A 20,683-nucleotide genomic window follows, 5' to 3' on the forward strand; every position below is an offset into this window, starting at 1 on the left:
GTCTGAATAAAAGCGGCGTCTACAGGCTCATCGCGAGCAAGCTCGCTCCTACAACAGTCCGTGTTGTTTCAACGCCCACTCCACATGCTCACGCACCAACTCTGACGGGTAATCCCTACGTGCCTTGAGCGCTTCCAGCACCGGAATGCTCGACGGTGCGTTACCCAGGCCCACCGCCAGATTGCGCAGCCAGCGTTCGTAACCGGCGCGGCGTAGTGGTGAGCCTTCGGTGCTGCTGAGAAACCGTTCTTCGTCCCACATGAACAATTCGGCCAGTTCGGCGTTGTCCAGGTTGTGCCGGGGCTTGAAGTCGCTTTCCCCGGACGGACGGGCGAAGCGGTTCCACGGGCAGACAATCTGACAGTCGTCGCAGCCGAACACCCGATTGCCGATCAATGGCCGCAAATCCTCCGGGATCGCGCTTTTCAGTTCGATGGTCAGGTAAGAGATGCAGCGTCGGGCATCCAGCACGTAGGGGCCGACGAAGGCGTTGGTCGGGCAGATGTCCAGGCACGCCGTGCAGCGGCCGCAGTGTTCGGTGGCGTGCGGCGGGTCGATCGGCAGCGGCAAATCGACGAAAAGTTCGCTGAGAAAGAAGTAACTACCGGCCTTGCGGTTCAAGATCAGGGTATTTTTGCCGATCCAGCCCAAACCGGCCTTTTGCGCGATGGCCTTTTCCAGCACCGGCGCGCTGTCGACGAAGGCGCGGTAGCCGAACGGGCCGATGACGGCCTGAATTTTCTCTGCCAGTTGTTGCACGCGTTTACGAATCAGCTTGTGATAGTCGCGGCCCAACGCATAACGCGAGACGTAGGCTTTTGAAGGTTGCCCCAGGCGTTTGGCCATTTCGGTATCGCCCGGCAGGTAGTCCATGCGCAGGGAAACCACCCGGAGGGTGCCCGGCACCAGTTCGTCCGGGTGCGAGCGTTTACTGCCGTGGGCGCCCATGTATTCCATTTCGCCGTGGTAACCGGCTGCGAGCCAGCGCTCCAGGTGCTGCTCATGCTCGGCGAGGTCGAGGCCGCTGATGCCGACTTGCTGAAAGCCCAGCTCGCGGCCCCAGTCCTTGATGGATTGGGCGAGGGCGGGCAGGTCTGTATTAATAGCGGGCATGAGACGAGAGAAACCGGAGCTGAGGTGCGTATAATTCTGCCAGACATCGGAGCTCGAAGACGCATGCCGCACACTAAAGATGATTTACCCGACGCGCTGTACAGCGCCGCGCAAGTCCGAGGGCTCGATGCGAGCCTGATCGCGGCTGGCACGCCGGGCTTCGAATTGATGCAGCGCGCAGCACGAGCGACCTGGCGTGCGTTGGTCCGTCAATGGCCGACGGCGCACGAATTGAGTGTGCTGGCCGGCCACGGCAACAATGCCGGTGACGGTTATCTGGTAGCGGTGCTGGCCCAGCGGGCCGGCTGGACGGTACGGGTGCTGGCGGTTGGTGAACCCCAGCGATTGCAGGGCGACGCGGCGTTGGCGCATGCAGAGGCCGTGTCCGAAAAAGTATCCATCGAGACCTGGACCGCTGAATCCGAGTTGCGTGGCGTTGTGCTGGATGCCTTGCTCGGCACCGGTCTGACGGGAGCGGTACGAGCACCCTACGCCAACGCCATTGCCGCGATCAACGGCTGTGGGTTACCGGTTGCGGCGGTGGACATCCCTTCCGGCCTATGTGCCGATACCGGTCGTATCCTCGGCGTTGCGGTGCGCGCCGACCTGACCGTTACCTTCATCGGTTTGAAGCTGGGGCTGTTCACCGGTGATGCGGCAGACGTGGTCGGTGAACTGGTTTTCAACGACCTGCACGCTGATCCGCAGGTGCTTGAAGGCGCGCCCATCAGCGCTCGCCGTTTGACGCTTGGCAATCTGGCGCGACTGGCCCCTCGGGCGCCCACGTCACACAAAGGCAAATTCGGTCATGTGCTGCTGATCGGCGGTGATCGCGGCTTCGGCGGCGCGATCCTTCTGAGTGCGCAAAGTGCGCTGCGCAGTGGAGCGGGCATGGTGTCCGTGGCCACTCGCAGCGAGCATGTTCCCGCCGCGCTGGCCAGAATTCCCGAGGCCATGGTGTTGGGAACGTCGTCGGCCAATCAACTGATGGGACTGCTTCAAAAAGTTTCCGTGCTGGTGGTCGGTCCGGGCTTGGGGCAGGCTTCCTGGGGGCGCAGTCTGTTGTCGGCGGCGGCCAATGCGCCACTGCCGCAAGTCTGGGACGCCGATGCGCTGAATCTGCTGGCCGAAGAACAGGTGAGCTTGCCCAAGGATTGCGTGATGACCCCGCATCCGGGCGAAGCGGCGCGGTTGCTCGGGATGAGCATCGCCGAGGTTCAGGCTGATCGTCCTGCGGCAGCGCAGGCATTGAGCAAAAAATATACAGCTGTAGTGATATTGAAGGGGGCCGGCAGCCTGATCGCCAGCCCTGATGGGCGCCTGTCGCTGTGTCATCAGGGGCATCCGGCCATGGCCACCGCAGGATTAGGTGATGTGCTGGCCGGTCTGGTCGGTGCGTTGCTGGCCCAGGGCATGGACGCGTTCGACGCGGCGTGCCTGGCGGTCTGGCTGCACGCCAATGCGGGCGCGCAAGAAGGTAAATCGGGCCGTGGGCTGGCGGCCAGTGATCTGATCCCAGCCATTCGTCAGTTGTTGGAGGAGCAAGCACCGTGTCTGAAGTAACCCTGTACCTGGCTGATGAAGAGGCGATGACCGCGTTTGGCGCACGTATCGCACAAACAACCGAAGGGCACGGTCTGATTTTTCTCGAAGGGGACCTGGGGGCGGGGAAAACCACGCTATCGCGAGGCATTATCCGAGGCCTGGGGCATGTGGGCGCGGTCAAAAGCCCGACCTTCACGCTGGTCGAACCTTACGAAATCGGCAGTATCCGGGCCTTCCATTTCGACCTTTATCGTTTGGTCGATCCTGAAGAGCTGGAGTACCTCGGCATCCGTGACTACTTTGAAGATGATGCGCTGTGCCTGATTGAATGGCCCCGCAAGGGTGCAGGCTTTTTGCCAAAGCCCGACCTGACCATTACCATTACCCCGCATGACAGCGGGCGTTCGCTGAAAATTTTGCCCCAAGGCTCGCGTGGCGAGTCGTGGTGTGCCGCTTTGGCATTGGAATCCAAATAAATGATGGGGTTAGGTATGCGCTTTCGCGCGTTGGTGGCTGCCGTAGGGGTGTTGTTTCTGGCGGTGACCGTCGACGCTGTGGCCGAGACGAAGGTCAACAGTGTTCGCCTGTGGCGGGCGCCGGACAACACACGGTTGGTGTTTGACCTGACCGGGCCAGTCCAGCACAGCGTTTTCACCCTGTCCGCGCCGGATCGGTTGGTTATCGACATTAATGGCGCGACCCTGGGTGCGCCGTTGAACGTCAACACCTCGAATACCCCGATCACTGCAATGCGCTCGGCTCAGCGCACGCCGACTGATCTGCGAGTGGTCATCGACCTGAAAAAGGCCGTCACACCGAAGAGTTTTACCTTGGCGCCGAACGCCCAGTACGGCAATCGCTTGGTGGTCGATCTGTTCGACAGCGCCGAGGCCGCCGCGCCTATCCCGCCGCCGACCAACGTCGCGACGGTGGCCCCGGTGCCCGTCACCCCGGTAGAGCCAGCGGTCAAACTGCCACCTGCGCCGGCCGGCAAGCGCGACATCATTGTGGTGATCGACGCCGGTCACGGCGGCGAGGACCCGGGTGCCTCGGGCTCTCGCGGCCAGCATGAGAAAGACGTGGTTTTGGCCATCGCCCGTGAGTTGCAGCGCCAGGTCAGCGGCATGAAAGGCTACCGCGCCGAACTGACCCGCACCGGCGACTACTTCATCCCGCTGCGTGGACGTACTGAAATCGCCCGTAAGAAAGGCGCCGACCTGTTCGTCTCGATCCACGCCGACGCCGCGCCGTCTGCGGCAGCCTTCGGTGCGTCGGTGTTCGCCTTGTCCGATCGCGGCGCCACCTCGGAAACCGCCCGTTGGCTGGCCGACAGCGAAAACCGTTCCGACTTGATCGGCGGTGCTGGCAGTGTCAGCCTCGACGACAAGGACCGCATGCTGGCCGGTGTGCTGCTCGACCTGTCGATGACGGCTTCCCTGACGTCGAGCCTGGACGTTGGCCAAAAGGTCTTGAGCAACATCAGCCGGGTCACGCCGTTGCACAAACAACGGGTGGAGCAGGCCGGGTTCATGGTACTGAAATCGCCGGACATTCCGTCGATCCTGGTGGAAACCGGCTTCATCTCCAACTCCAACGAAGCCTCGAAACTGTCGGCGGCGAGCCATCAGCAGGCGCTGGCACGTTCGATCAGCGCCGGTGTTCGCCAGTTCTTCCAGCAGAATCCGCCGCCAGGCACCTACATTGCCTGGCTGCGTGACTCCGGCAAGATCGCCCAAGGGCCGCGTGATCATCGCGTGAGCCCGGGCGAGACCCTGGCGATGATCGCCGTGCGTTATCAGGTGTCCCCAGCGACCTTGCGCAGTGCCAACAACCTGACAAGCGATGAGCTGAAAATCGGTCAGACCCTGACCATTCCCGGCACTGAGCTGGCGGCCAAAGAATGAGCCAGATGCTGACCAACACGTCTCGTATCGAGCTGCTCAGCCCGCGACTGGCGAACCAGATCGCTGCCGGCGAAGTGGTTGAACGCCCGGCTTCGGTGATCAAGGAACTGTTGGAAAACAGCCTGGACTCCGGCGCCAGGCGTATCGATGTCGACGTGGAGCAGGGTGGTGTCAAGCTGCTGCGGGTGCGCGACGACGGCAGTGGCATTTCCGCCGATGACCTGCCGCTGGCCCTGGCGCGTCACGCCACCAGCAAGATTCGCAATCTGGAGGACCTGGAACAGGTCATGAGCCTGGGGTTTCGCGGTGAAGCACTGGCGTCGATCAGTTCGGTTGCTCGCCTGACCCTGACGTCCCGGACCCGCGATGCCGATCAGGCCTGGCAGGTCGAGACCGAAGGCCGGGACATGGCGCCACGCGTGCAGCCGGCGGCCCATCCGGTGGGCACTTCGGTGGAAGTGCGCGACCTGTTCTTCAACACCCCGGCGCGACGCAAATTCCTCAAGACTGAAAAAACTGAATTTGATCACCTGCAAGAAGTGATCAAGCGCCTGGCGCTGGCCCGCTTCGACGTGGCGTTCCATCTGCGCCACAACGGCAAAACCATCCTCAGCCTGCATGAGGCTCACGATGATGCCGCCCGTGCCCGGCGAGTGGCAGCGATTTGTGGTTCGGGGTTCCTGGAGCAGGCGCTGCCGATTGAAATTGAGCGCAATGGCCTGCATTTATGGGGCTGGGTTGGCTTGCCGACGTTTAACCGCAGCCAGGCGGACTTGCAGTATTTCTTTGTGAACGGCCGAGCCGTACGCGACAAACTGGTGGCCCACGCGGTGCGCCAGGCGTATCGCGACGTGCTGTTCAATGGTCGGCATCCGACGTTCGTGCTGTTCTTCGAAGTCGACCCGGCCGGGGTCGACGTCAACGTGCACCCGACCAAGCACGAAGTTCGCTTCCGTGACGGTCGCATGGTTCACGATTTCCTCTACGGCACCTTGCACCGCGCCTTGGGCGATGTGCGCCCGGAAGACCATTTGGCGGCGCCCGTTGCGACGGCCATTGTTCGGCCGAGCGGCATCGATGCCGGGGAATTCGGTCCTCAGGGCGAAATGCGTCTGGCCGCCAATGCGTTACTGGAGCAGCCGCAGGCGCAACCGTCGTTCAATACGACCGCGGGCTCGGGCGCTGGCGCCGGTTATCAGTACCAATACACGCCGCGGCCTCAGTCAGGCGTGCCGGTGGCTGAAGCCCAGGCGGCCTATCGTGAATTTTTTGCGCCGTTGCCCGAAGCCAACGCCGTTGCACTGCCGGCCGGTCAGGACGACATTCCGCCACTGGGTTATGCGCTGGCGCAACTCAAGGGTATCTACATTCTTTCGGAAAATGCCCAGGGTCTGGTGTTGGTGGACATGCACGCCGCTCACGAGCGGATCATGTACGAACGCCTGAAGGTCGCCATGGCCAGTGAAGGTCTGAGCGGTCAGCCGCTGCTGGTGCCGGAGTCCTTGGCGGTCAGTCAGCGTGAAGCCGATTGCGCCGAGGAGCACGTCGCCTGGTTCCAGCGCCTGGGCTTTGAATTGCAGCGCCTGGGCCCGGAAACCCTGGCCATCCGGCAAATTCCGGCATTGCTCAAGCAGGCTGAAGCCAATCGGCTGGTCGGCGACGTCCTCTCGGACCTGATGGAATACGGCACCAGCGACCGGATTCAGGCCCACCTGAACGAACTGCTCGGCACGATGGCCTGTCACGGTGCGATTCGGGCGAATCGACGTCTGGCGCTACCGGAAATGAATGGCCTGTTGCGCGACATGGAAAACACCGAGCGCAGCGGACAATGTAACCATGGCCGGCCGACCTGGACCCAGCTGGGCCTGGACGATCTGGACAAACTGTTCCTGCGCGGTCGTTGATGAACCAGCTCCCACCTGCGATTTTCCTGATGGGCCCGACCGCAGCGGGCAAGACCGATTTGGCCATCGAACTCACCAAAGTCCTGCCTTGCGAGTTGATCAGCGTCGATTCGGCGCTGGTTTACCGTGGCATGGACATCGGTACCGCCAAGCCTTCGAAAGACATTCTGGCCGAATTTCCGCACCGTCTGATCGATATCCTCGACCCGGCAGAGAGCTATTCGGCCGCGGATTTCCGCCGTGACGCGCTCCAAGCCATGGCGGAGATCACCGCGCGGGGAAAAATTCCGCTGCTGGTGGGCGGCACAATGCTCTATTACAAGGCTTTGGTCGAAGGCCTGGCGGATATGCCGGCCGCCGATCCGGAGGTGCGTGCGCAGATTGAAGAAGAGGCTGCACGCCTTGGCTGGCAAGCCCTGCATGAGCAATTGGCGGTCATCGATCCGGTGTCGGCGGCACGCATTCATCCGAACGATCCCCAGCGACTTAGTCGAGCACTGGAAGTTTATCGCGTTAGCGGTCAGAGCATGACCGCACTGCGCTTGCAACAATCTGCGCAAAGTACTGAAGCAGCCGCTTCGGGACTGCAACAATTGCCCTATACTGTCGCGAACTTGGCCATTGCTCCGGCAAATCGTCAGGTATTGCATGACCGAATTAAACAAAGATTCACATTAATGTTGGAACAGGGATTCATCGACGAGGTCGTAGCCCTGCGTAAGCGAAGTGACCTGCATTCCGGGTTGCCGTCGATACGCGCGGTAGGCTACCGACAAGTCTGGGATTACCTGGATGGCAAGCTGACGTCAGCCGAGATGCAGGAGCGTGGAATCATTGCCACGCGCCAATTGGCAAAGCGCCAGTTCACCTGGCTGCGCAGTTGGGCTGATTTACACTGGCTGGACAGCCTGGATTGCGACAATCTGCCACGCGCCTTGAAATACTTGGGGGCCATCTCCATATTGAGGTGAGTCCTTGCAATTGCCGTCTATCCTTGGGGGTGTGACGGCCACAGAGCCATCTGTTTACCTATTTTTTTATATTGAATCCTTAAAGGAGTGCGGCACATGTCAAAAGGGCATTCGCTACAAGACCCTTACTTGAATACTTTACGTAAAGAGAAAGTTGGGGTGTCCATCTACCTGGTCAACGGGATCAAACTGCAAGGTACGATCGAATCTTTCGACCAGTTCGTTATCCTGTTGAAGAACACCGTCAGCCAGATGGTTTACAAACACGCTATCTCTACAGTGGTGCCGGTTCGTCCAATTCGTCTGCCTAGCGCAACCGAATCCGAAGCTGGTGACGCTGAGCCAGGTAACGCCTGATAGGAGTCTCCTTTGTTCTTTGAGCGCCACGGTGGTGGTGAGCGAGTAATCCTCGTTCACTTGGATGGACAGGACCCTGAGGCGCGCGAAGATCCGCAGGAGTTTCAGGAGTTGGCTAATTCGGCCGGCGCCGAGACCGTTGCGTTTTTTAACGTGCCGCGTCATCGGCCAACCGCCAAATTCCTGATTGGCAGCGGCAAGGTCGAGGAACTGCGCGACCTGGTCAAAGCCGAACAGGCCGATCTGGTGATTTTCAATCACATCCTCACGCCCAGTCAGGAACGTAACCTCGAACGTGTTTTCGAGTGTCGTGTGATCGATCGCACCGGTCTGATTCTCGATATTTTCGCCCAACGCGCCCGTACCCATGAAGGCAAGCTCCAGGTAGAACTCGCCCAGCTTGACCACATGAGCACCCGGCTGGTTCGTGGCTGGACCCACCTTGAACGCCAAGGTGGCGGTATCGGCATGCGTGGCCCGGGTGAAACCCAACTGGAAACCGACCGCCGTTTGCTGCGGGTTCGCCTGCGACAGATCAAGGGCCGGCTGGAGAAAGTGCGCAGCCAGCGCGAACAGTCGCGACGTGGCCGTATGCGTGCGGATATCCCTACCGTGTCGCTGGTGGGGTATACCAACGCCGGTAAATCCACGCTCTTCAATAACGTGACGAAATCCGACGTCTACGCGGCTGACCAATTGTTTGCCACGCTGGACCCGACCCTGCGCCGTCTGGATTTAGACGATCTGGGGCCAATTGTCCTGGCGGACACTGTAGGTTTCATTCGCCACTTGCCCCACAAGCTGGTCGAGGCATTTCGGTCTACCCTCGAAGAGTCGAGCAACTCCGACCTGTTGTTGCACGTGATCGATGCGGCCGAACCAGATCGCATGTTGCAGATCGAGCAGGTGATGGTGGTGCTGGGCGAGATTGGTGCCCAGGACTTGCCGATCCTCGAGGTCTATAACAAACTCGATTTGCTTGAAGGCGTTGAGCCACAAATCCAGCGCGACGAAAACGGCAAACCCCAGCGGGTCTGGCTGTCGGCGCGTGATGGCACTGGTCTGGAATTGCTTGAGCAAGCCATTGCCGAGTTACTCGGCAGTGATTTGTTTATCGGTACCTTGCGCTTGCCGCAACGATTCGCTCGACTGCGTGCGCAGTTTTTCGAACTCGGTGCGGTGCAGAAAGAAGAACACGACGAAGAAGGCATCTGTTTGCTGGCTGTTCGCTTGCCTCGGGTCGAACTGAATCGACTGGTGAGCCGCGAAGGTCTGCAGCCGATGGACTTCATCGAGCAACACACTTTGCAATAAAAGCCTGAGAAAGCGGTTGTGCCGTGGTGACAGGCATTCTGTAGCATTGGTCGGCGCGCCGTGGGTGCGTCTTTGCTTTATCAGATGGAGAGCGCTATGGCTTGGAATGAGCCGGGTGGCAACTCGAATAATCAGGATCCTTGGGGTGGCAAGCGCCGCAATAACGGCGACCGCAAGGGACCACCGGATCTCGACGAGGCCTTCCGAAAGCTGCAGGAAAGCCTGAACGGGTTGTTCGGTGGTGGTAAGAAACGCGGTGATGACGGCGGTGGTCCGGGCAGGAGTGGCGGCTTTGGCGGCTTGCTCGGCATCGGCCTGGTCGTGTTGGCAGCCGTGTGGCTGTACAGCGCGGTCTACGTCGTCGACGAGCAGGAGCAAGCCGTGGTGCTGCGCTTCGGCAAGTACTACGAAACCGTGGGCCCGGGCCTGAACATCTATTTCCCGCCGATCGATAAGAAGTACCTGGAAAACGTCACGCGCGAGCGTGCCTACACCAAGCAGGGTCAAATGCTGACTGAAGACGAAAACATCGTCGAAGTGCCGCTGACCGTGCAGTACAAGATCAGCAACCTGCAGGACTTCGTGCTGAGCGTCGATCAGCCGGAAATCAGCCTGCAGCAAGCAACCGACAGCGCCTTGCGCCATGTGGTGGGTTCCACCGCCATGGACCAGGTGTTGACCGAAGGTCGTGAATTGATGGCCAGCGAAATCAAGGAGCGTCTGCAACGCTTCATGGATACGTATCGCACCGGTATCACCGTTACCCAGGTCAACGTACAGAGCGCAGCGGCTCCGCGTGAAGTGCAGGAAGCCTTCGATGACGTGATCCGTGCCCGTGAAGACGAACAGCGTTCGCGCAACCAGGCTGAGACCTACGCCAACGGCGTCGTGCCGGAAGCCCGTGGTCAGGCCCAGCGCATTCTTGAAGATGCCAATGGTTACCGTGACGAAACCGTCTCGCGCGCCAAAGGTGAGGGCGATCGCTTCACCAAGCTGGTTGCCGAGTACCGCAAGGCGCCTGAAGTTACCCGCCAGCGTCTGTACCTGGACACCATGCAGGAAGTCTTCAGCAACACCAGCAAGGTTCTCGTGACCGGTAACAAGAATGGCCAGAGCAATCTGCTGTACCTGCCGTTGGACAAAATGGTCGAAAGTGGTCGCAGCACCAGCACTCCGGTGACCAGCGCAGCAGCCACCAGCAATGAAGCGAATGCACATGCGGCAGCTGATCTGCAGCAACAGCAAGCACGTACCAGGGAGAGTCGCTGATGAGCAATAAATCGCTGATCGCCCTTATTGTCGGCGTCGTCGTGGCGATCGCTGCCTGGAACTGCTTCTACATCGTGGCTCAGACTGAGCGTGCGGTGTTGCTGCAGTTCGGTCGCGTGGTTCAGGCCGATGTTCAGCCTGGCCTGCATGTGAAAGTGCCCTACGTTAACCAGGTGCGTAAATTTGACGCACGCCTGATGACGCTGGATGCACCGACACAGCGCTTCCTGACGCTGGAAAAGAAAGCCGTAATGGTCGATGCGTACGCCAAATGGCGCGTGAAGGACGCAGAGCGTTTCTACACCGCGACATCCGGCCTCAAGCAGATTGCCGACGAGCGTCTGTCCCGTCGTCTTGAGTCGGGCCTGCGTGACCAGTTCGGTAAGCGCACCTTGCACGAAGTGGTGTCGGGTGAACGTGATGCGCTGATGGCGGATATCACGGCTTCGCTGAACAAAATGGCTGAGAAAGAACTGGGCATCGAAGTTGTCGATGTTCGGGTCAAGACCATCGATCTGCCGAAAGAAGTAAACCGCAGCGTGTTCGAACGTATGAGCACCGAGCGTGAGCGTGAAGCTCGCGAGCACCGCGCCAAGGGTAACGAGCTGGCGGAAGGCATCCGTGCCGACGCCGATCGTCAGCGCCGCGTGTTGCTGGCTGAGGCCTATCGTGAATCGGAAGAGACTCGCGGTGACGGTGATGCCCAGGCCGCTGCGATCTACTCCAAGGCCTACGGTCAGGATCAGGAATTCTACGCGTTCTACCGTAGCCTGCGTGCCTATCGTGAAAGCTTTGCGAGCAAATCCGACGTCATGGTCCTCGACCCAAGCAGTGACTTCTTCCATTACCTGGAAAAAGCCAAGCCTTGATACGGCGTTGACCTGAATCATCCCCCCGCCGGGCGGCTAAAACCTCTGGCGGGGTGATCCTTTGGGAAAACGTGTGTATGATGCGGCAGCCGGGAAATTCCCGGCTTTTTTGCGTCTGCACGTTTGATTGCTGTTTTTGATGCAGGTCGACAGGTTTTTCGAGGAAAGTGGTTAGCGAAGCCGGTAAAAGGCTTTTCGCTCCGTCGCTCATGCCCGGAGCAATCATTTTCTGCTTCACTCAAGGCTCGGCCGAGGGCTGGCCGCCCGGATATAGGGGAAGGCGTAATGGCAACGGTAGACCGCTGGCTGCTGCCAGATGGCATCGAAGAAGTACTGCCACCGGAGGCTGCGCGCATTGAAGTTGCGCGTCGTCAGGTGTTGGATCTGTTCCAGAGCTGGGGTTACGAGTTTGTCGTGACTCCCCATATCGAGTACCTGGAATCCCTGCTGACCGGCGCAGGCTCGGACCTCGATCTGCGTACCTTCAAGGTTATTGACCCGCAATCGGGCCGGCAGATGGGTTTCCGTGCCGACATCACGCCGCAAGTGGCGCGCATTGATGCGCACACCTTGCGTCGCGAAGGTCCGAGCCGTCTGTGCTATGCCGGCAGCGTACTGCATGCTCAGCCGCGGGCCTTGTCGTCCTCGCGCAGTCCGATTCAACTGGGTGCCGAGTTATACGGCGATGCCAGCCCGAGCAGCGACGTGGAAGTCATCAGCCTGATGCTGGCCATGTTGCAGCTGGCCGATGTGCCGGACGTGCACATGGACCTCGGTCATGTTGGTATCTACCGTGGCCTGGCCCGCGCTGCCGGGTTGTCCGGTGAAGTCGAACAACAATTGTTCGATGCGTTGCAACGCAAGGCCATCGACGAGGTTATTACCCTGACCGAGGGCTTGCCTGCCGATCTGTCGGGCATGCTGCGCGCGTTGGTCGATTTGTGTGGCGGTCGTGAAGTATTGAGCGCTGCACGCGAGCGACTGGCGAATGCGCCGGCGCCGGTTCTGGCAGCGCTGGACGACTTGCTGGCGATTGCCGAACGTTTGTCCGTGCGTTTCCCGGAGTTGCCGCTTTACTTCGATCTGGGCGAGTTGCGCGGCTACCACTACCACACCGGTGTGGTGTTCGCCGTGTTCGTACCGGGTGTTGGTCAGTCGATTGCTCAGGGCGGTCGTTACGACGACATTGGTGCGGACTTCGGTCGCGCACGTCCGGCAACCGGTTTCTCTACCGATTTGAAAACCCTGGTGACCCTGGGGCGTGCTGAGATCGAGCTACCGTCTGGCGGTATCTGGATGCCTGACAGTACGGATGCGGCACTCTGGCAGCAGGTTTGCCAGTTGCGCAGTGAGGGTCAGCGTGTCGTTCAGGCTTTGCCTGGGCAACCTTTGGCCGCCGCCCGTGAAGCGGACTGCGACCGGCAATTGATTCAGCAGAACGGGCTTTGGCAAGTATTGCCGCTGGCTTCTTGAGTTTTCCCGCCGGCGGCTGCCGGCACCAAGTTTGCGCGAATGAGGACAAGTGTTATGGGTAAGAATGTCGTAGTCCTGGGCACCCAATGGGGTGATGAGGGCAAAGGCAAGATCGTTGATCTGCTGACCGAACATGCTGCCGCCGTAGTGCGCTACCAGGGTGGCCACAACGCTGGTCACACCCTGGTGATCGACGGCGAAAAAACCGTCTTGCACCTGATCCCGTCGGGCGTGCTGCGCGAAGGCGTGCAGTGCCTGATCGGTAACGGCGTGGTGGTTGCACCCGACGCTCTGCTGCGGGAAATCATCAAGCTGGAAGAGAAAGGCGTACCGGTGCGTGAGCGTCTGCGCATCAGCCCTTCCTGCCCGCTGATCCTGTCCTATCACGTTGCGCTGGACCAGGCTCGTGAAATGGCCCGTGGCGAGCTGAAGATCGGTACGACCGGTCGTGGCATCGGCCCGGCATACGAAGACAAGGTTGCGCGTCGCGGTCTGCGCATCGGTGACCTGTTCCATCGTGAGCGTTTCGCCGCCAAGCTGGGCGAGCTGCTGGATTACCACAACTTCGTACTGGTCAATTACTACAAAGAACCAGCGATCGACTTCCAGAAGACGCTTGACGAGTGCATGGAATACGCCGAGCTGCTGAAGCCGATGATGCTCGACGTCACCGCTGAGCTGCACGAGCTGCGTCGCGCTGGCAAAGACATCATGTTCGAAGGCGCCCAAGGCTCCCTGCTGGACATCGACCACGGTACCTACCCGTACGTCACCAGCTCCAACACCACCGCGGGCGGCATCGCCACCGGTTCGGGTTTTGGTCCGATGTACCTGGATTACATCCTCGGCATCACCAAGGCCTATACCACTCGCGTTGGGTCGGGTCCGTTCCCGACTGAGCTGTTCGACGACGTGGGCGCGTTCCTGGCCAAGCGTGGTCACGAATTCGGTGCGACTACCGGTCGCGCCCGTCGTTGCGGCTGGTTCGATGCCGTCATCCTGCGTCGCGCGATCGACGTCAACAGCATCTCGGGCCTGTGCCTGACCAAGCTGGACGTACTGGACGGCCTGGAAACCATCAACATCTGCGTTGGCTACAAGAATCAGGACGGTGCCGTGATCGACGCACCGACTGACGCCGACAGCTACATCGGCCTGGAGCCGGTGTACGAAGAGATGCCAGGCTGGACCGAATCCACTGTAGGTGCCAAGACGCTGGAAGAGCTGCCGCAAGCTGCTCGCAACTACATCAAACGCGTCGAAGAGTTGGTCGGTGCACCGATTGACATTATTTCGACGGGCCCGGACCGCAACGAAACCATCGTTTTGCGTCACCCGTTCGCTTAATAAGTTATTGATGTAAAACCCAAAGGGCCCTTAATTGGGTCCTTTGTCGTTTATGCCTGCTGGACGGCACGACCCTTGCTGTGTTCTTCATTAAGAGCATCGCTTCCCAGCGTGCCATCAATTTAATGGCGCCAAAGCAGAGGGATTTTAAGTGTCGGCCGTTCTCTCCCTGTTACAAAGCCGTCTGTTGCGGCCCGTATTCGTTACCCTTGGTATCGCCCTTTTAGTGCAGGTGCTGGTGGCTGTTGCTCTGACCCGGAGCACGGTGACTGCACTGGAAGCCGATCTCGGTGCGCGCCTGGGTGTGGACAGTCAAAAACTCTCTGTCGAGCTTGAGCAGGCGGGGCGCGAAGTCACGTCGAGCCTCGATAGCCTCTCCGCCAGCACTCGGCAGCGGCTCACGGTCGGTTTGTCCTCGCGGTTAAAGGAAGAGCAGGCGCAGTTGCGTGCGACGCTGGAAAAAGACCTGAAAGACTCCGCCAACGATATGGCGCAACTTCTGGCCTCGGTCGCACCCCGCGCCATGTGGGACAGCGACATTCCAACCCTTTCCGAATTCGCCCGCCGGGCTCAGCGCAATCCCAATGTGTTGTTCGTGGTCTATGACGACGCCACGGGCCAGCACCTGACGCGCTATCTCAATCGGGAAAATCCGATCAACCAGGCGCTTCTGGAAAAAGGGCAGGGCGATCGAGCGCTGGACAAAGTGCTGGATGCGGCGAAGAACGATCCGTCGGTCTTCTACATCGAAGCCTCGATCAGCCCCAATGGCGTGGAGATTGGCAAGGTCTTGATGGGCGTCTCGACCGCCTCGGTGGAAACCGATCTGGCGGCCCTCGACAAGCGTTTCTCGGCGTTGATCGCCAGCAGTGATCAACTGGTCGGCGACAGCCTCAAAGGCGCGGCGGCTGACAGCGCCACAGCAATGCGTGCGCGTCTGCAGTCGGCACAGACCACTGCCGCTGACATGAAAGCCAACACGACCAGTACCGTGCAGGAAGCGGCGGCCACGTTGCGCTGGCGCATCGGTATGGGCCTGGCGTTAGTCGGTTGCGGCGTGTTGCTGTTGCTGGCCGTGGTGTTGGGTCGTCGTGTTGTTAATCGCCTGAAAATGCTCATCGCCGCGATGGATGACCTGGCGGCAGGCGAGGGCGATCTGACCAAGCGTGTGCAGATCAACAGCAAAGATGAAATCGGCGACATGGCCTCGGCGGTCAATCGCTTTGTGGATAAGTTGCAACCTATCGTGCGTGAGGCCGGCGACGTGGCTCAGCGTACCGGTGTGGAAATTGGCGCCATGACCCTGCGCAACGCCGGGGCTGATGCGGCGGCGGGCATGCAGCGCGATGAAGTGGCCGAGAGCCTGCGCGCGTTGTCGCAGATGGCTGATGATGCTCAGTCAGAAAGCCACGCCATGCAGGCGGCATTGCAGCAAGTGGTGGACATTCGTTCGGCCACCGATGAAAACACCCGGACGTCGGCGAAAGTCGGCAGCCTGATCGAAGCGCTGGCCGGGCAGGTTGATACCGGGGCGAAAGTCATCGAGCGACTGGCGCAGCAGAGTGAGCAGATTGAAGTGGTGCTGACGGTGATTCACGGGATCGCCGAACAAACCAACTTGCTGGCGCTGAACGCGGCCATCGAGGCGGCGCGTGCCGGTGAGACCGGTCGCGGGTTTGCGGTGGTGGCTGACGAAGTGCGGGCATTGGCAAGCAAGACGCAAAGCTCCACGGGCGATATTCAGGCGCACATCGTTGCCTTGCAGCAAGGCGCGCGTGAGGCGGTGGCAGCGATTGGTCAGGCCGGGCGTCAGGCCAGCGAAGGTTTGCTGGTGCTGCGTGACAGTGCGCGGTTGCAGCAGTCGGTGCAGACATCGGTTGAGCAAGTGCACGCGGCGATTGGCCTGGCGACTCAGGCAGCGGCGCATCAGGCGCAAGGCGCGCAAGCGGTGCGGGGACGGGTTGAGACGATTCATGCACAGGCTGAGAAAGCGGCTCAGGCGGTGGTGGAAACCACGGCCAGCGGCAAGGTGCTGGATGGCTTGGCCGCGCAGTTGAAGGCGAGCCTGGGGCAGTTCAGGGCTTAGGATTTTACTGGTACGTGTTGGTCCCTTCGCGAGTAGGCTCGCTCCTACATTGGAATGCGTACTCCTTGTAGGAGCGAGCTTGCTCGCGATGGGCGTGAACGATGACGTGTAATGCCTGGAAAAATGCGCCGCCTGCAAAATAATCGCGAGCAAGAAGGGGGGGGTGTTTTTCTGAAAGCCAGAAACGCAAAAACCCGCTTTCGCGGGTTTTTGTGAAATTCAAGATCGTGACCTTGAATTTGAATTGGTGCCCAGAAGAAGACTCGAACTTCCACGACCTTGCGGTCACCAGCACCTGAAGCTGGCGTGTCTACCAATTTCACCATCTGGGCATAATCTTCAGCGTTGCCGCTGTTGATGTGGCGCACTATACGGACAGCTTTTTAATCTGTAAACCCCTGATTTAGTTTTAATAAATCAGAAGCTTAGAATGCAAAAAACCCGCTTTCGCGGGTTTTTGTGCGAGCCTTGAAATTGATCTAATCTCAAGCTCGAAATTGGTGCCCAGAAGAAGACTCGAACTTCCACGACCTTGCGGTCACCAGCACCTGAAGCTGGCGTGTCTACCAATTTCACCATCTGGGCAGTATCGACATGCGTCTGCGTCGTCGATGGCGCGCACTATACGGAGCGTCTTTTAAACTGTAAACCCCTGGCATCGAAAAAACCTGAAAAATAGTACCAGTGGCATTTAATTCAGCTTTGCGCTGTCGATAAAGGGCTTTAGAAGGGCTGTCATAGCCTGAAATTTCCCGTTTCATTACGCCTATGCCAAACTAACCCGCATATAGACAAGGTGAAAACTCTCTAATGGCCGATTGGCAGTCCCTCGATCCCGAGGCCGCTCGTGAAGCGGAAAAATATGAAAACCCTATTCCTAGCCGCGAATTGATCCTTCAGCACCTTGCTGATCGAGGTTCGCCTGCTAACCGCGAGCAGCTGGTTGAAGAGTTTGGTCTGACCACAGAAGACCAGATCGAAGCCCTGCGTCGCCGCCTGCGCGCCATGGAGCGCGATGCTCAACTCATCTATACCCGTCGCGGAACGTATGCGCCGGTGGACAAGCTCGACCTGATCCTGGGTCGCATCAGCGGTCACCGTGACGGCTTCGGCTTCCTGGTGCCGGACGATGGCAGTGACGATCTGTTCATGAGCCCGGCGCAAATGCGCCTGGTGTTCGATGGTGATCGTGCCCTGGCCCGTGTTTCCGGCCTGGACCGTCGTGGTCGCCGCGAAGGCATGATCGTCGAAGTGGTGTCCCGTGCCCACGAAACCATCGTCGGTCGCTACTTCGAAGAGGGCGGTATCGGCTTCGTGGTTGCCGATAATCCGAAGATCCAGCAAGAAGTGCTGGTCACTCCGGGCCGCAACGCCAACGCCCAGGTGGGTCAATTCGTCGAGGTGAAGATCACTCACTGGCCGACGCCACGCTTCCAGCCGCAAGGCGATGTGGTCGAAGTCGTGGGTAATTACATGGCGCCGGGCATGGAAATCGATGTCGCCCTGCGCACTTACGATATTCCTCACGTCTGGCCTGAGGCTGTGCTGAAAGAAGCCGCCAAGCTCAAGCCGGAAGTCGAAGAAAAAGACAAAGAGAAGCGCATCGACCTGCGCCATCTGCCGTTCGTGACCATCGACGGCGAAGACGCTCGCGACTTCGACGACGCGGTTTATTGCGAATCCAAGCCGGGCAAGTTGCGCCTGTTCTCTGGTGGCTGGAAGTTGTACGTGGCGATTGCCGACGTTTCCAGCTACGTGAAAATCGGTTCGGCGCTGGATAACGAATCCCAGGTTCGCGGCAACTCGGTGTACTTCCCTGAGCGCGTCGTGCCGATGCTGCCTGAGCAGTTGTCCAACGGCCTGTGCTCGCTGAATCCGCACGTCGATCGCCTGGCCATGGTTTGCGAGATGACCATCTCCAAATCCGGCGAGATGACCGACTACTGCTTCTACGAAGCGGTGATTCACTCCCACGCCCGCCTGACCTACAACAAAGTCAGTGCGATGCTGGAAACGCCGAAACTCACCGAGGCGCGTCAGCTCCGTGGCGAGTACAACGACGTTCTGCCGCACCTCAAGCAGCTTTACGCGCTGTACAAGGTGCTGCTGGCTGCCCGTCACGTGCGTGGCGCGATCGATTTCGAAACGCAGGAAACCCGGATCATCTTCGGGACCGAGCGCAAGATTGCCGAAATCCGTCCGACCGTGCGCAACGACGCGCACAAGCTGATCGAGGAATGCATGCTGGCGGCTAACGTGGCCACCGCTGAATTCCTGAAAAAACACGAAATTCCTGCGTTGTATCGCGTTCACGACGGCCCGCCGCCGGAGCGTCTGGAAAAGCTGCGCGCCTTCCTTGGCGAGCTCGGCCTGTCTCTGCACAAAGGCAAGGACGGCCCGTCGCCGAAGGATTACCAGGCACTGCTGGCGAGCATCAAGGACCGTCCGGATTTCCACCTGATCCAGACCGTCATGTTGCGTTCGTTGAGTCAGGCGGTGTACAGCGCCGATAACCAGGGCCACTTCGGCCTGAATTACGAAGCCTATACCCACTTCACCTCGCCGATCCGCCGCTACCCGGACTTGCTCACGCACCGGGCGATCCGCAGCGTCATTCACTCCAAGCAGGACACGCCGCACGTTCGCCGTGCCGGCGCGATGACCATTCCGAAAGCGCGGATCTACCCGTACGACGAAGCGGCCCTGGAGCAGCTCGGCGAGCAATGCTCGATGAGCGAGCGCCGTGCCGACGAAGCGACACGCGACGTGGTGAACTGGCTCAAGTGCGAGTTCATGAAAGATCGCGTGGGCGAATCGTTCCCGGGTGTGATTACCGCCGTGACCGGTTTTGGCCTGTTTGTCGAGCTGACAGACATTTATGTCGAAGGCTTGGTGCACGTCACCGCGCTGCCGGGTGATTACTACCACTTCGATCCTGTGCACCATCGTCTGGCCGGTGAGCGTACCGGTCGTAGCTTCCGTCTTGGCGACACTGTTGAAGTGCGCGTGATGCGCGTCGACCTCGACGAGCGCAAGATCGACTTCGAGATGGCTGAAAAAACCATCAGTGCGCCAATCGGCCGCAAGAAGCGCGGGACTGAAACCACTGCACCTGCTGCCTCGGCTGCAAAAACAGTTGCAGAGCCGGCGCCGGCTAAAACCGGTCGTCGTCCGGCCAAGGAAAAGGCTGTCGAGGCCTATCGCCCGAGCGATGCGGCGGCGAAAAATGCCGAGCTGCGCAAAAGCCGTGAAATGAAACAGGCGTTGTTGTCTGAGGCGAAAAGCGGCGGTAAAGCGGCGTCTGGGGGAAAGACCGGACGGTCGGCGCCTGACAAGGCCCCCGGCGGCAAGCCAGCCAAACCGAGCAAACACCGTAAAGGCCCGCCAAAAGCGGGTTCTGCTCCGGCCGCCAAAAGCGGCGGAGTGCGTAAACCTAAGGCCAAGTCATGAGTCAGTTGGAAAAGATCTACGGCGTACATGCGGTAGAAGCGTTGCTGCGTCACCATCCGAAGCGCGTCAAGCAGATCTGGCTGGCTGAAGGCCGCAGTGATCCGCGGGTTCAGACGCTGATCGAGCTTGCAGCCGAAAATCGCGTGGCCGTCGGCCAGGCCGAGCGCCGTGAGCTGGATGCCTGGGTTGAGGGCGTGCACCAGGGCGTGGTGGCGGACGTGAGTCCGAGCCAGGTCTGGGGTGAGGCAATGCTCGACGAATTGCTCGATCGCACTGAAGGCGCACCGCTTCTGCTGGTGCTCGATGGCGTGACCGATCCGCATAACCTCGGTGCTTGCCTGCGTTCTGCCGACGCGGCAGGTGCGTTGGCGGTGATCGTTCCGAAGGACAAGTCAGCCACCTTGACCCCGACGGTACGTAAAGTTGCCTGCGGCGCGGCGGAAGTGATTCCGTTGGTCGCGGTGACCAACCTGGCGCGCACCCTCGAAAAGCTCAAGCAGCGTGGTTTGTGGGTCGTCGGTACGGCGGGCGAGGCTGAGCAGAGTCTGTATCAGCACGACATGACCGGCCCGACCATCCTGATCATGGGCGCGGAAGGCAGCGGCATGCGTCGCCTGACTCGCGATCTTTGCGACTACCTGGTGCACCTGCCGATGGCGGGCAGCGTCAGCAGTCTCAACGTGTCCGTGGCGACTGGCGTTTGCCTGTTCGAGGCCTTGCGTCAGCGCAGCGTCAAAGCCGCCGGAACCGCCAAAAAGTCCTGATCTGCTGCAATTCCCCTGTGGGAGCGAGCTTGCTCGCGATAGCGGTGTAACACTCAGCATCAATGTTGAATGTTGAGCCCTCATCGCGAGCAAGCTCGCTCCCACAATGGTTTGTGGTGACGCAAAAATTGGCGGCTGAGCGAACTGCTCAAATAATCACCAATTGCCTTGCACCTCTATCGTCCCTTCTCTACAATTGCGCCCCTTGCTGTGACGGCAGGCACGCATGTGTCTCCCGCAAGCAAGTCCATAAGTGTCATTCACTCCTTGTCTGACCGCTTTTGAGCGGCAGGCTACAACCCGTAAGGAGCATT

Annotated in this window: 15 protein-coding genes and 2 tRNA genes; 14 read left to right on the forward strand and 3 right to left on the reverse strand. The window is 59.9% G+C overall.

Annotation, left to right across the window (positions count from 1 at the left end):
• Positions 1-48: 48 nt before the first annotated feature.
• Positions 49-1,113 carry a tRNA epoxyqueuosine(34) reductase QueG gene (gene queG / locus AC1MDT_RS24395; protein WP_480419320.1) on the reverse strand — a complete coding sequence of 355 codons (1,065 nt, stop codon included), beginning with the start codon at positions 1,111-1,113 and terminating at the stop codon, positions 49-51.
• Between the two features lie 63 nt (positions 1,114-1,176).
• Between queG and AC1MDT_RS24400 the strand changes: the two genes are divergently transcribed.
• The 12 genes from AC1MDT_RS24400 (at position 1,177) to AC1MDT_RS24455 (ending at position 16,155) form a co-directional block, all read left to right on the forward strand.
• The gene (locus tag AC1MDT_RS24400) at positions 1,177-2,676 is read left to right on the forward strand and encodes an NAD(P)H-hydrate dehydratase (protein ID WP_480419321.1); all 1,500 of its coding nucleotides are present in this window, start codon (positions 1,177-1,179) and stop codon (positions 2,674-2,676) included.
• A complete protein-coding gene (tsaE, locus tag AC1MDT_RS24405; RefSeq protein ID WP_480419322.1) occupies positions 2,664-3,134 on the forward strand; it encodes a tRNA (adenosine(37)-N6)-threonylcarbamoyltransferase complex ATPase subunit type 1 TsaE in 471 nt (156 codons plus the stop codon). The genes AC1MDT_RS24400 and tsaE overlap by 13 nt, the downstream gene beginning before the upstream one ends.
• Positions 3,135-4,562: an N-acetylmuramoyl-L-alanine amidase gene (locus AC1MDT_RS24410; RefSeq protein WP_480419323.1), complete on the forward strand. Its 1,428-nt coding sequence runs from the start codon at positions 3,135-3,137 to the stop codon at positions 4,560-4,562.
• On the forward strand, positions 4,559-6,469 hold the full coding sequence (mutL, locus tag AC1MDT_RS24415; protein ID WP_480419324.1) for a DNA mismatch repair endonuclease MutL: 1,911 nt from the start codon (positions 4,559-4,561) through the stop codon (positions 6,467-6,469). Before AC1MDT_RS24410 ends, mutL begins: the two co-directional genes overlap by 4 nt.
• Positions 6,469-7,440, forward strand: coding sequence for a tRNA (adenosine(37)-N6)-dimethylallyltransferase MiaA (miaA, locus tag AC1MDT_RS24420; RefSeq protein ID WP_480419325.1), 972 nt, complete (start codon positions 6,469-6,471; stop codon positions 7,438-7,440). The genes mutL and miaA overlap by 1 nt, the downstream gene beginning before the upstream one ends.
• 96 nt (positions 7,441-7,536) lie before the next feature.
• Positions 7,537-7,797: an RNA chaperone Hfq gene (gene hfq, locus AC1MDT_RS24425; protein WP_007902656.1), complete on the forward strand. Its 261-nt coding sequence runs from the start codon at positions 7,537-7,539 to the stop codon at positions 7,795-7,797.
• A 12-nt stretch (positions 7,798-7,809) separates the two neighbouring features.
• Positions 7,810-9,111: a ribosome rescue GTPase HflX gene (hflX, locus tag AC1MDT_RS24430; RefSeq protein WP_414908936.1), complete on the forward strand. Its 1,302-nt coding sequence runs from the start codon at positions 7,810-7,812 to the stop codon at positions 9,109-9,111.
• Positions 9,112-9,207: 96 nt separating this feature from the next.
• Entirely contained in the window at positions 9,208-10,380 is a 1,173-nt protein-coding gene (hflK, locus tag AC1MDT_RS24435; RefSeq protein WP_480419326.1) for an FtsH protease activity modulator HflK, read from the forward strand.
• Positions 10,380-11,249, forward strand: a complete 870-nt coding sequence (hflC, locus tag AC1MDT_RS24440; protein WP_480419327.1) for a protease modulator HflC — start codon at positions 10,380-10,382, stop codon at positions 11,247-11,249. Before hflK ends, hflC begins: the two co-directional genes overlap by 1 nt.
• 285 nt (positions 11,250-11,534) lie before the next feature.
• Positions 11,535-12,722 carry an ATP phosphoribosyltransferase regulatory subunit gene (locus tag AC1MDT_RS24445; protein ID WP_123435890.1) on the forward strand — a complete coding sequence of 396 codons (1,188 nt, stop codon included), beginning with the start codon at positions 11,535-11,537 and terminating at the stop codon, positions 12,720-12,722.
• 54 nt (positions 12,723-12,776) lie between these two features.
• Positions 12,777-14,069, forward strand: coding sequence for an adenylosuccinate synthase (locus tag AC1MDT_RS24450; protein ID WP_480419328.1), 1,293 nt, complete (start codon positions 12,777-12,779; stop codon positions 14,067-14,069).
• 151 nt (positions 14,070-14,220) lie between these two features.
• On the forward strand, positions 14,221-16,155 hold the full coding sequence (locus AC1MDT_RS24455) for a methyl-accepting chemotaxis protein (RefSeq protein ID WP_480419329.1): 1,935 nt from the start codon (positions 14,221-14,223) through the stop codon (positions 16,153-16,155).
• A gap of 245 nt (positions 16,156-16,400) precedes the next feature.
• Here the strand turns inward: AC1MDT_RS24455 and AC1MDT_RS24460 are convergent.
• Both AC1MDT_RS24460 and AC1MDT_RS24465 read right to left on the reverse strand, forming a co-directional pair.
• Positions 16,401-16,487: transfer RNA gene (locus AC1MDT_RS24460), tRNA-Leu, on the reverse strand.
• A 166-nt stretch (positions 16,488-16,653) separates the two neighbouring features.
• Positions 16,654-16,740, reverse strand: a tRNA-Leu gene (locus AC1MDT_RS24465).
• Between the two features lie 225 nt (positions 16,741-16,965).
• On the opposite strand from AC1MDT_RS24465, the gene rnr reads away from it, so the two are divergent.
• Entirely contained in the window at positions 16,966-19,605 is a 2,640-nt protein-coding gene (gene rnr / locus AC1MDT_RS24470) for a ribonuclease R (protein ID WP_480419330.1), read from the forward strand.
• Complete coding sequence (rlmB, locus tag AC1MDT_RS24475) at positions 19,602-20,369, forward strand: 23S rRNA (guanosine(2251)-2'-O)-methyltransferase RlmB (protein ID WP_480419331.1); 768 nt, start codon at positions 19,602-19,604, stop codon at positions 20,367-20,369. The genes rnr and rlmB overlap by 4 nt, the downstream gene beginning before the upstream one ends.
• Positions 20,370-20,683 lie beyond the last annotated feature (314 nt).

Source organism: Pseudomonas sp. ASL7, from assembly GCF_056680375.1.